Origin of the sequence: Psychroserpens algicola, from assembly GCF_014526325.1 — a bacterium.
Classification (GTDB): Bacteria; Bacteroidota; Bacteroidia; order Flavobacteriales; family Flavobacteriaceae; genus Psychroserpens; species Psychroserpens algicola.
The window spans coordinates 24,772-37,715 of the sequence record NZ_JACNMJ010000004.1 but is presented as its reverse complement, the minus strand read 5'-3'; the positions used below and the strand labels follow the sequence as shown (position 1 = coordinate 37,715).

At 33.3% G+C, this 12,944-nt stretch carries 9 protein-coding genes; 6 read left to right on the top strand and 3 right to left on the bottom strand.

Features of this window, described 5'->3' with window-relative positions:
- Window positions 1-93: 93 nt before the first annotated feature.
- Genes H7350_RS09925 through ribB form a run of 4 tightly spaced genes read left to right on the top strand, consistent with a single transcriptional unit; the run spans window position 94 to window position 6,771 of the window.
- Window positions 94-2,499, top strand: a complete 2,406-nt coding sequence (locus H7350_RS09925) for a DNA translocase FtsK (RefSeq protein WP_204345761.1) — start codon at window positions 94-96, stop codon at window positions 2,497-2,499.
- Window positions 2,500-2,538: 39 nt separating this feature from the next.
- Entirely contained in the window at window positions 2,539-3,180 is a 642-nt protein-coding gene (gene lolA1, locus H7350_RS09920) for an outer membrane lipoprotein periplasmic chaperone LolA1 (RefSeq protein WP_204345760.1), read from the top strand.
- A gap of 17 nt (window positions 3,181-3,197) precedes the next feature.
- Window positions 3,198-5,585: an LptF/LptG family permease gene (locus tag H7350_RS09915; RefSeq protein ID WP_204345759.1), complete on the top strand. Its 2,388-nt coding sequence runs from the start codon at window positions 3,198-3,200 to the stop codon at window positions 5,583-5,585.
- Between the two features lie 31 nt (window positions 5,586-5,616).
- Complete coding sequence (gene ribB / locus H7350_RS09910; RefSeq protein WP_204345758.1) at window positions 5,617-6,771, top strand: 3,4-dihydroxy-2-butanone-4-phosphate synthase; 1,155 nt, start codon at window positions 5,617-5,619, stop codon at window positions 6,769-6,771.
- Between the two features lie 109 nt (window positions 6,772-6,880).
- Here the strand turns inward: ribB and H7350_RS09905 are convergent, their stop codons facing one another.
- Window positions 6,881-7,846 carry a hypothetical protein gene (locus tag H7350_RS09905; RefSeq protein ID WP_235989318.1) on the bottom strand — a complete coding sequence of 322 codons (966 nt, stop codon included), beginning with the start codon at window positions 7,844-7,846 and terminating at the stop codon, window positions 6,881-6,883.
- 173 nt (window positions 7,847-8,019) lie between these two features.
- The gene (locus tag H7350_RS09900) at window positions 8,020-9,255 is read right to left on the bottom strand and encodes a hypothetical protein (RefSeq protein ID WP_204345757.1); all 1,236 of its coding nucleotides are present in this window, start codon (window positions 9,253-9,255) and stop codon (window positions 8,020-8,022) included.
- Between the two features lie 254 nt (window positions 9,256-9,509).
- Between H7350_RS09900 and H7350_RS09895 the strand changes: the two genes are divergently transcribed.
- Complete coding sequence (locus H7350_RS09895) at window positions 9,510-10,250, top strand: LytR/AlgR family response regulator transcription factor (RefSeq protein WP_204345756.1); 741 nt, start codon at window positions 9,510-9,512, stop codon at window positions 10,248-10,250.
- A gap of 6 nt (window positions 10,251-10,256) precedes the next feature.
- Window positions 10,257-11,753 (top strand): sensor histidine kinase, encoded by a 1,497-nt coding sequence (locus tag H7350_RS09890; RefSeq protein WP_204345755.1) that lies wholly within the window; start codon window positions 10,257-10,259, stop codon window positions 11,751-11,753.
- Here H7350_RS09890 and H7350_RS09885 read toward each other — a convergent pair.
- Window positions 11,750-12,943 carry a DegT/DnrJ/EryC1/StrS family aminotransferase gene (locus H7350_RS09885; RefSeq protein ID WP_204345754.1) on the bottom strand — a complete coding sequence of 398 codons (1,194 nt, stop codon included), beginning with the start codon at window positions 12,941-12,943 and terminating at the stop codon, window positions 11,750-11,752. The genes H7350_RS09890 and H7350_RS09885 overlap by 4 nt on opposite strands.
- Between the last annotated feature and the right edge of the window lies 1 nt (window position 12,944).

The window sequence follows — 12,944 nt, the reverse complement described above, 5'->3', positions numbered from 1 at the left end:
GTAAAATTTCAAAAAGGTTGCGTCAAATTTAAAACATCTCTCTAGGTTTAACGTTAGTAATTTGTATTTTTGTTTTATACTAATAACCCTTTAATGGCGAAGAAGAAAACCAAGACTAAAAGCAAAGCTAAAACAACGCCTAAATTCAAAAAACCGAGTTTTAAATTATCGAGTCAGCAAAAACTGATTTTTGGTAGTTTATTAATCATTCTTGGTATCTTGATGTTTATTGCGTTTTTGTCTTTTTTCTTCACTGGCAAAGCAGACCAAAGCACACTATCAGAATTTGCTTCGAGAGAAGTAGAATCCCAAAACTGGCTCAACAAATTAGGTGCATGGATAAGTGATTTTTTTATCAATAAAGGCTTTGGTGTGGCTTCATTTATATTTTCGGGACTAGTATTCTTATCTGGTATTTACATCACTTTAGATATTAATAAAGCGCGTTTACGTCGTCACTGGATTTGGGGAACGCTAATTATCATTTGGTTATCTGTATTTTTTGGGTTTTTCTCTCACAAATATGATACTCTTGGCGGCACGATTGGTTTTGAAATGAATACTTTTTTTCAAGATTATATCGGTAAAATCGGTACAGTACTCCTGCTCATTTTTGTACTCATCACCTATTTAGCCATTCGATTTGGTGTTAATGGGGATACATTCGTAAAGCTCTTTAAACGTGCTAAGACTGATATAAAAAATGAAATCAATACTTCAGAAGACGATCAAACCTTTGTTGTTGATAATGATTTAACTGCTGAAGCTGAAGAGATTAAATCTGCTTTTGAACTTAAAGTTGATGACACCAAAACTGAAAAAGAACCAGTATCAAAATCTACATCGCAACCTAAAGACAACTTAGAACCAGAATTAAAAGTTGATACTAAAACAGAGCCTAAAAAAGAAGCTGAATTAGACATCGAAATAGAAACTGTTGAAGAAGAAGTTTCAGAAACCGATAATCTTTCAGATAAACTTGTTGAAGATTTCGGACAATTTGATCCCACTCTTGAGTTAAGCAAATTTCAGTTTCCACCTTTAGACTTATTAAAAAAATACGATACCGAAGGTATTACTATCAATCAAGAAGAACTTGAGGAAAACAAAAACCGAATTGTAGAAACCCTCAACAACTACAAAATAGGCATTGCGAGTATTAAAGCAACTATAGGACCAACAGTAACACTATATGAAATTGTTCCTGAAGCTGGTGTTCGAATTTCGAAAATTAAAAATCTGGAAGACGACATTGCTTTATCATTGTCAGCTCTTGGTATTCGTATTATAGCTCCTATTCCAGGAAAAGGAACTATAGGTATTGAGGTGCCTAATAAAAATTCGACTATCGTATCTATGCGTTCGGTAATTGCATCTCAGAAGTTTCAAAAATCTGAAATGGAGCTTCCTATTGCATTTGGAAAAACAATTAGCAATGAAACCTTTGTCGTCGATTTAGCGAAAATGCCACATATGCTTATGGCTGGAGCTACAGGACAAGGAAAGTCGGTAGGATTAAATGCAGTGTTAACATCGCTGCTTTACAAAAAACATCCAGCTGAAGTCAAGTTTGTATTAGTCGATCCTAAAAAAGTAGAATTGACACTGTTTAATAAAATTGAACGCCATTATCTGGCAAAACTTCCAGATAGTGAAGATGCCATCATTACAGATAACACCAAAGTAATTAATACTTTAAATTCACTCTGTATTGAAATGGATAACCGTTACGAAATGCTTAAAAATGCATTGTGTCGTAACTTAAAAGAATACAATGCCAAATTTAAAGCCCGAAAATTAAATCCTAACGACGGACATCAATTTTTACCCTATATCGTTTTGGTGGTTGATGAGTTTGCCGATTTAATTATGACTGCCGGAAAAGAAGTAGAAACTCCTATCGCACGTCTGGCGCAACTGGCACGTGCTATCGGAATTCATTTAATTATTGCGACTCAGCGTCCGTCTGTAAATGTAATTACAGGTATTATTAAGGCTAATTTCCCTGCACGTATCGCATTTAGAGTAACATCAAAGATTGATTCTAGGACTATCTTAGATGGCTCAGGAGCAGATCAATTAATTGGTCGTGGAGACATGTTATACACCCAAGGAAACGATATTACTCGTATCCAATGTGCATTTGTAGACACTCCAGAAGTTGAAAAAATAACCGAATTTATAGGCGCTCAAAAAGCCTATCCTGAAGCTTATTTATTACCAGAATACGTAGGTGAAGAAAGTGGCACAAGTCTTGATAATAATATAGCAGATAGAGATAAGTTGTTTAGGGAAGCTGCAGAAATTATTGTGACAGCACAACAAGGATCAGCATCCTTACTGCAACGTAAACTGAAATTAGGATATAACAGAGCTGGACGTCTTATTGACCAACTTGAAGCCGCAGGTATTGTCGGCGGTTTTGAAGGCAGTAAAGCACGTCAGGTATTGGTTCCTGATTTGGTAGCTCTTGATGAATTATTAGCAAACGAAACTTAAAATAAAACTGTTCCGCGGAAGCGAAAAAACAATAAACTCATGAAACAGATAATTATAGTATTAGCATTATTAATTACCAGTGTTGGATTTTCTCAGGATTCAAAAAAAGCAGAAGCCTTATTAAATGAAGTTTATGACAAGGTAAGTGCCTATGATAATATCTCTATAGATTTTAAATACGTATTGGAAAACACAAGTGAAAACATCAATCAAGAAACACGTGGTGATGTTATCATGCAAGGTGATAAATACTTGTTAAATATCCTTGGTGTGACGCGAATGTTTGATGGCGAAAAATTATACAGTATCAGTCCAGAAGATGAAGAAGTTACTATTTCTTCAGATAATAGTGACGATGAAAATACGATTACTCCAAGTAAAATGATGTCCTTTTATAAAGATGGATATGCTTACGAAATGGATATCATTCAAAATGTGAAAGGTCGAAAAATTCAGTTTGTAAAATTGAATCCTATTGATACAAATTCCGAAATCAAAGAAGTTCTTTTAGGTATAGATGCTAAAACAAAGCACATTTACCGACTTATTGAAATTGGAAAAAACGGAACAAAAACAATACTAACTGTTAATTCTTTTAAAACCAACGAACCTATTTCAAAAACCTTATTTACTTTTGATAAAAATAAATACAAAAATTATTACATCAATAAGTTAGATTAGGCTAACCAATCCCATTTATGAAAATATTAGATAGGTATATACTTACGACCTACCTAAAGACATTTTTGAGCGTGTTTATTATACTCATGTTCATTTTTGTTTTACAGGCTATCTGGCTATATATTGGTGATTTAGCAGGTAAAGATTTAGACACCTTTGTGATTATAAAATTACTGTTATATATCACACCTACACTTATCCCCTTAATTCTACCACTTACCATTTTACTGGTATCTATTATGGTTTTTGGGCAATTTGCTGAAAACTATGAGTTTGCAGCTATGAAATCTACAGGTATTTCTTTGCAACGCGCTATGAGAAGTCTGAGTGTTTTTATTGTTTTATTAGGTGTCACAACGTTTATATTTTCAAACAATGTAATCCCGTGGGCGAATTACAAAGTATACAATCTTAGAAAAAATATTGCTCAGGTTAAACCAGCACTAGCTATTGCTAAAGGTCAGTTTAATGAGATTGGAGCATACAATATAAAAGTTCAGGATAAAAGTGGTGAAAATGGTGAGATTCTCACCAATGTTGTTATCCACAAAAAAGCCTCCAACGGGTCAAAAAACAGAACTGTAATCATCTCAGAAAGTGGAGAACTTAAGAGTAATGAAAACTCTAATATTCTTCAACTCGTACTGTATAAAGGAAATTATTACGAAGAGATATTCAGCAAAAAACCCAGTCAGACCAAAAAGAAACCGCATGCGAAAAGTTACTTTGATGAATACATCATTAATGTCGATCTTGAAGGACTAAATGATGTTGACATCAATGATGAAAGTTATGACAACCGTTATAACATGTTAAATGTTAGTGAGCTAAATTATACTATCGACAGCTTATACCAACGTAAAACTGAAGCGGTTAAAAATTTTTCAAACACACTTTATAAAAGAACTTCAATTGCGAGATTAAATGACAACATTTCTCCCAAAAAAGACACTGTCTTTAATGGTGATGTGATCGATATATTTAAAACACAAACTAAAGTTAGTTTGCTCAACCTTGCAAGTAACACCATTACAAGTACCAAACAAATCATTTCTACCAATAAGAAGAGTTTTCTTATTCAAACCAAATGGCGAAATAAACACGTGCAATCGCTTCATGAAAAATATGTATTGGGCTTAGCTTGTATTATTCTGTTTTTTGTTGGTGCTCCACTTGGTGCTCTGATTAGAAAAGGTGGTATTGGTCTACCTTTAGTTATTGCCATACTCCTATTTTTAACTTATCATTTTATTGGAATATTCGCAAAAAACAGCTCTCTTGACGACTCGCTAAATCCTATCGTGGCTTCATGGCTGTCTACAGCAATTATGTTGCCTCTGGGTATTTATTTAACCAGAAGAGCAACCCGAGACAGACCTTTATTTGAATCTGATGGACTTCTCGAACCGCTTAAAAAGTTATTTGGTATTAAGAGCAAAACACTCACTTACAATACGAATCTTTTGGCTGCAGACTCTGAAGCTTATGCAACTCTTGAAAGTTATGAGAATATTAAATTGATAGATGTTGTTAAACATTATCGTCAATATGATTATAGTATTGAATATAGAAATTCATCACTTGCCATATTGAATGATAGAGGAATTACAGAACAAGAATTAAAGTTTGGTGGAAATCTTACAGATCATGAATATGAAGAATCTTTACGATTAAAATATGCATATGAAGAGAATTCTAAACTAGCCTTTATTTTATATATCATAGCTTTAATTTTAATTGTGCCTGGAGCTATATTAGCCAACAATGGTTTTCCTACGCTTGGTAAAGCGCTTTCTATTACAGGCTACTTAACGTACGGATTATTCTTTTTCTCAATCATTAAATCGTTTATTGATAATATTAATCTGAATAAGCTCTTAGGAAAAAATAATTTATCGAGTGTGATCATGTTTATTATTCTCGGTCTGCCTTTATACATTATTTACTATTTTATTCAGGTCAAACAAATTAATAAAGACCTTAAGATTTCTGAAAAAAACAGAGCTAACTCTAATACTACTGAAACTGAAAATCACATAGAAACCGAGATCACAAATGTTGAAGGTTTCAATGCAAAACTTAGCGACTATAAAACCTATTCAAAATTTGCACTCATCTTCTATTGTACTGCAGTGATATTATGTGTACTTTATTTTGTGTTTAAAAACAATAAGCTACCTGCTGCTACTTCTGCTTCAATAGAATTATCTGCTATTTCTGGGTTTTTATTTTTAGTCTATGCCATTGCCTCAAGTATTAATTTCAACAAGCTGTATTCGTTTTTAAAAGACAAAAAGAATTCTAAGCACATGTCATGGACCATTTTAGGGTTTATCATTTATCCACTCATATACATCTTCAGACGAAATAAAATTGCTGAAGACTTTTCAGCAGAGAAAAAATAAGCCATATCTTTGCGACATTAAACTGAAGACAATGACTACCAACACTGCTCAACGCTCAACACATATACAATTGAATACCATAGAAGAGGCTATTGAAGACATTAAACAAGGTAAGGTTATTATTGTTGTAGACGATGAAAACAGGGAAAACGAAGGTGATTTTCTTGCCGCTTCCAGTAAAATAACTCCTGAAACCATCAACTTTATGGCGACTCATGGTAGAGGTTTGATTTGTGCGCCTCTTACCGAAAGCAGATGTAAAGAGTTAGATTTACACATGATGGTGAATAATAATACCGACCCAATGGAAACAGCTTTTACGGTTTCTGTTGATTTGAGAGGTAATGGTGTGACTACTGGAATTTCAGCCAGTGACAGAGCAAAAACAGTTAAGGCGCTTATCGACCCTAATATTAAACCTTTTGAATTGGCAAGACCCGGACATATCTTTCCGCTAGTTGCAAAAGAAGGTGGTGTATTACGACGAACGGGGCATACCGAAGCGGCTATAGATTTTGCAAAACTTGCTGGTTTAGAACCTGCAGGTGTTATTGTTGAAATCATGAATGAAGATGGTACGATGGCTAGGTTACCTGAGCTAATGGAGGTTGCCAAAAAGTTTGATCTCAAAATTGTATCGATTGAAGATTTAGTAGCGTATCGTATGGAGCATGACTCTTTAATTGATAAAAAAGAGGACTTTGATATCGAAACGCGATTTGGAAAATTCAGATTACGCGCTTATCAGCAAACGACAAATAATCAAATACATATCGCGCTCACCAAAGGCACATGGACCAAAAATGAGCATGTACTCACCAGAGTGAATGCAACTTTAGTTAATAATGATATTTTAGGCACCTTAACCAATAATGCTGATGAAAAGTTAGACGATATGTTTAAGGTTATTAATGCTGAAGGCAAAGGTGCTATTGTATTTATTAATCAACAAGCGCAATCTATGAATTTACTGAAACGTTTATCTATTTTAAAATCCGATCAAGTTGACGGACAAATAGCTAAGGCGCCTCGTATTGAAATGGATTCGAAAGACTTCGGAATTGGCGCACAAATCCTTCACGACTTAAATATTCATAAGCTTAAATTAATTTCTAATAGTGAACAAACCAAACGTGTTGGTATGATTGGTTATGGTCTTGAAATAATAGACTACGTGAAGTATTAAATAAATTTAAGAATAAACTGAAAGGCTTCTTTTCTATTATTAACATCCAATTTGCTGTAGGTATTTCCGAAAAACACTAGTGACTATATTTCTTTAAATCTAAGACAGACTATTGTTTTACTTCAAATATTTTAAACAGACCTTTGCTTTTTGTATCAGGCACTTCAGAAATCAATGCGTATTTACCAGGCTTTAAATCGGCATAAAAATAACCCGTACTACCTGCAGGCATATCGTTAACACCTCCTAAAAAAGTGATCCCTTCCGGAACTGGAGTAATTAATCCTTTAGGGTCAGACCAATCCATCCAAGCTTCAAGATCTTCTTCTTTAGCATAATTTGCTAGTTTAACCAAATTAATATCATGCCATATAAAATTCTCATGTGGCTTTTGATCTTTAACAAATACGGAAAAAATTTGTTTCCCTTTTGTGATGTCTTTGTCATAAGAGATGCCATTTTCAGCTGAAAGTGTTATGTTAATGGTCGCTTTAGGTGGCGAATGACCGCTGTCTTCATCGGTAACGATAATAGGTTTTGCCATTCCCATTAAGGTATGAAACATGCCATTAGGCATTTTTACATAGCATTCCATAATATAATAGCCTGGATCTAATTTAACCGTTGTAGTTGCCGTATGTTTTGGCGCAATTAATCCAACACCTCCTGAAAATACAATATCAAAATACCATTGTGGAAGCTTATTAAATGCAGCAAATCCTTCTTCAGATTTTCCGTTATTAATCAAATCCATCCCTTCAGCAAAAACTGGAGCGACATCTGTTAAGGTATTTTCAACCGTTTTTCCTTCAGGATACTTATCTAATAAGAAGAAATGGGTTTCATTAGATAGGTTTTGGTACTTAAAAGTATTCCAACCTGATGGAATCGTATCTACGGATTGAAAATTCATTCCTGTTGATACTACATCAATAACATGTTTAGGTTCTTTTACTTCTGCTGCTATCTCTACAGTCGTTGTATCAATAGATTCTGATTTTTTCTCCGTTTTACAATTGAAAAGAACAGTAAATAGAATGAGTAGTAAAATAAATGATTTTTTCATATAATTCATGACTAAATAGTTTACTATTAATTTAGATAATAATTGTTTCTTCAATACTTACAAATTCATTTAGCTTTATATCAATAATACACCAATCAAATGTCAAAAATCTAACATTTACTTTTTCAGTGATTTGAATAGAAAAGCTTTTACTACCCATTATATTTAACAAGCATATGTAATTATTCAATATTTGTTACTGTGAACATATAAGGTGTATTCCAATATTCTGGGATACTGTCTGTATTTAAATCCACAACGGTCGCTCCATTCATTTGTAATTGGACATAGTAAGTGCCAGCTGGATGGATGCTATTTGATTCATAATAATACGTTGTACCAGGTTGATGGGTATTTGCATCACCAATGATGGTTGTATATTGACCATTTATTTGAGCTCCACTAAAGTTTCTTAGAGCACAAGATATCCAAAGATCAGCCGGACAACTATCTAGTGCAAACCTAATTTTACCTTCCGTTTGTGTAACTATTTTATAATAGTCATAGGTGTTTTCATCACCAGAGCTAACATAATTAGAAATGTATCCAGCGATACCATAGGCTTCAAGCGACTCGCCTTTTGGTACTGATTTAGCTTCTTGACGGCTATTATTAGGTTCAAAGCAATCTTCTGCAGGTACATATGTCCAATTCATTGAGTATTCTAAAGGATAAGAACTTACTGAACCTTGCCCTATATTTACCCTAACATTATATGATATTCCTGGATGTGCTAAAAATGCTACTTGATTAGCGTTGGGGTTGGAAGTTCCTGCAGAAGATTCTGCATAAATGGCACCAGAACTTCCTCCACTAGCGGTGACATTTAAACCAGGAGCTATTTCTTCATTGGTTATGGAATACGTAAAATAACCTCCTCCAGGTTCGCCAGGCGTTTGTAGTAACGATGGATACGTATCGAAATCATTATAGTCAGACCAATTCTCAAGTTGACTATTTGTAAAACCTTCAGCACTATACTCAGAACAATCATTGACTTCAACAGCAGGTTCTATAAAAGTCCTTACCCATTTCTGAATGTTTTCAATTCCAGAATTTGCGACATCAATTCTTAATGTATCGTCAACACCAAAGGTCATGGTAGCATCAAAATAATTATAACTACTCGTTAAATCTTTGTATCTATACTGGTAAGTATCTGTTTGCATGATATTTTGCCATTTTATATCATCTACTTGAAAGTTTGATAATGCAGGTTCTAATAATGTACCTTGATCTTCATTTACATTTACTTTCATCCCCTTAAAATCGGGATTATTCCATCCAACCCTATACCAATCTCCTTGCAAAGCTTCTAGATTATTTGGAGATGTTGGCAAGGTATTTCCATCATCGTCTGAGCATCCATAATATAAAATTGATACTAATAAACAGATAATTTTCAATTGTGTTTTCATGAGTTTGATTTTTAAATTTTAGTCAAATATACTATTAGGTTATACGACTAATCTTCAGTATTTTATGACTCGTTTCTATCATTATATAGAATGTTAGAATTAGACTGTATTTTACAATTTGAACAGCAAAACCGCGATTTTGGTTATCTATACAAGATATTCGACCATTCATGTATTGGATAATTCCAAGTAAATGGTTTAGAAACTTATTTAATTTTCTTCTGCATATATTTGATATAGAAACTCTAAAGACTATGATAAAAGCCATAATAGTAGATGATGAATTAAACGCTATCAAAAATTTGAAATGGGAAATCGAAAATTTTGGTAAGGATATAGAGGTCTGCGATACGTTTACAAATCCTGTTGAGGCTATTTCTGCAATTAATTACTTAAAGCCAGACTGTGTGTTTTTAGACATAGAAATGCCTGAGATGGATGGTTTTCAGTTGTTAAGTCAATTAAGTTTCAAGGATTTTGATTTAATAATTACGACTGCTTACGATAACTATGCAATAAAAGCCTTTAAAGCGCATGCGATTGACTACTTGTTAAAGCCTATTGATTCTGATGATTTATTAGAAACCATATCTCGTGTCAGGGAAAATCAGAAACAAAACTCATTAGGTGAAGACGTTAAAAAAATTATAGAAAGTTTCAAACCCATTGAAAACCCTAAACGATTAGCACTGCCTTTAATTGGAAAAACTATTTATGTGAATATGGAAGACATCATATATTGTAAATCTGATGGTAATTATACTGAAATTCACCTGGTTAATGATGAAAAACAGATGTTATCAAAAAAACTAAAAGAAATTGAGGAACAAACTAGTGTCTCTTTTTTTAGAGTCCATAATTCCTATTTGGTCAATATTAATTTCATTAAAGAATTTGTAAAAAACGAAGGACTTTACCTTGTGCTTCAAAATGGAAGTTCAATTCCGGTTTCAAGATCTAAAAAAGCAGAGTTACTACAGTTATTAAACAGTTAATTTACATTGGAAGACGGTCTCACATCTTATTTTTTTAATTACCCTTTTCAAAATGGATTCTTAACGTTTACCTTAGGAATTCTCTTCGTTTTAACGGTTTATCACTTTTTGTTATACTTTCAACATAAAGACAAATTATATCTTCTTTATAGTGGCTATACGTTCTTTATACTTCTGTCACAAATACAGTGGATCAATGATGGATTTCTTTATTCTTTATTGAAACCCATAGAAGGTATAAAAAGACTACCTATAGTGTTTACCGAGATATATTATATTTTATATGCTTTTTTTGCATATCGGTTTTTGAGCATAAAAAAGGAATTACCTAAATGGTACAAATACAGTATTAAATTTTTATACGTCATCATTGCATTTTGTATCATCAAGTTTCTTGTATATATCCTTACAGGAGATTCTAAAATTCTATATAATGGGTATTTCATATTCACAATATTAATGAGCATTTTTGCCTTGGTGATGTATATTCCATTTTTTAAATCTAGAAGTTTACTAAAATATTATATAATAGTAGGCTCACTTGTACTGTTTGTAACTTCAATAATATCATTATTAAACTATCTTGTTTTAATAGACAATCAAAAAAGTGTTGAGCCCGCATATAGTATACTTTACGTAGGCTTTATTCTAGAAAACATCATATTTTCTTTAGGATTAGGACATAAGCAGAAACTCATTTTAGACGATAGAAATTCCTCAAAAAATCAACTTATAAAACAACTTAAAGAAAATGAGGGTCTCAGAAAAAAAATACAAGCACAGTTAGAACAAGATGTTAAACAACTAAGTAAACAAGCCGAAATTGAAAAGTTAGAGGCTATTAAAATGAAATATGATAAAGAGCTAGCCGAATTAAAAGTGTCTGCTTTAAGAAGCCAGATGAATCCGCACTTTATATTTAATTCTTTAAATGCCATAAAGCGCTATATCATAGATAACGAAAAAGAAAATGCTGTATTTTATTTAAATAAGTTTTCGAAACTCATTAGAAAAATATTAGCTTCAACTACTGAGAAAGAAACATCATTAGATGAAGAACTAGAAACGATGCAGCTTTATGTCAATATTGAAAACATAAGGTTTAATAATAGCATAGATTTCAAAATTGACATTGATGACACTTTAAATTTATCTGCGATTAAATTACCATCATTAATTACTCAACCCTTTATTGAAAATGCGATATGGCATGGACTCTCTTTAAAAGAAGATAACAGGAAATTATACTTAAACATTCAAAAATCGAATGAAAATCAATTAAAAATAGACATTGTCGACAATGGAATAGGCAGACAGAAATCTGCTGAAATTAAGAACAAAAAACTCTTAAAAAGAACGTCGCTTGGTGTTAAACTCTCTGAAGAACGTCTCAAACATTTCAGTGAAAATTATGAAAATTCTTCAAACATCTACTTTACTGATTTATACGATAAAAATGTCCCTATTGGTACAAAAGTCACTTTGTTAATTCCATTGAATTAAATGACAGATGTAATCGCTTCTGCCATTTTACTAGCCCGCTCATTAACTTCTCCTTCGGTCCAGGACATCTTAATCAAACATGAAATATTTCTACCTATAACAGCATCAGATTGAGAAAACTCTGTGGTTTTCAGTTTTGAAAGTGATGCTTTGATTTCTGAAGTTAATGGATATAGCGATTTTGCATCTTTTAAATGATGCCACTTTCTTACATAATGCCAGTTGTTGTCGAAGTAATTCCAGCAGGCATCAATACCATATTCCTTAAAAGCTGTCGTGACTTTACGAGCCGTTTCTAAATCAGGTAAAAAGAAATTTAAAAAGGCATAGCTTTCTTCGCCGCCTTCAGGCACTTTTCTAAAACTTACTTCAGGAATATCGGCAAGCGCATTTCTAAGTATCGTGTAATGCTTTTTCTGAATCGCGATAAACTCGGGTAAACGCTTTACCTGAGCTAATCCAACAGCGGCATGTAATTCTGAAATTCTGAAATTATAACCCAAAAACGGATGTGTTTCTGCGCCTCTATCACTCCCAATATGATCGTGACCATGATCGCTATAATGATCAGCATTTACATAATAAGTTTCATTATTGGTGATAACGGCTCCACCTTCTCCACAAGTAATTGTTTTTACGAAATCAAATGAAAAACATCCTAAGTCTCCAATACTTCCGAGAGGTTTACCTTTATAAGTTCCGCCTATAGCCTGACAAGCATCTTCAACAAGTAACAGATTATTTTTTGAGCACACTGCTTGTAATGCATCTAAATCGCCCATGCTACCACACATTTGAACTATCATAACAGCCTTTGTCTTAGATGTAATTGCTGCTTCAACAGCTTTTGGATCTAAGGTTAAAGTCTCATCGATATCGACTAACACAGGAATGGCACCTAACATCATAATAGCTTCAAAACTGGCTACAAATGTAAAGGTTGGCATTATCACCTCATCACCTGCTCCAATTCCAGCCGATGCCAGCGCTACTGAAACAGCTGCAGTTCCACTAGATACTAGTTGTACATGACTGGTTTGAAACGTGCTTTGAAGTTCAGTCTCTAAAGCTTTAGCTTTCCAATGACCATTACGCATCCCATCAAAACCATAGCGCATTAAAACACCGTTATCTAAAACATCATTAACTTCTTTGCGCTCAAGGTCGCCAAACAACTCAAATCCAGGCATC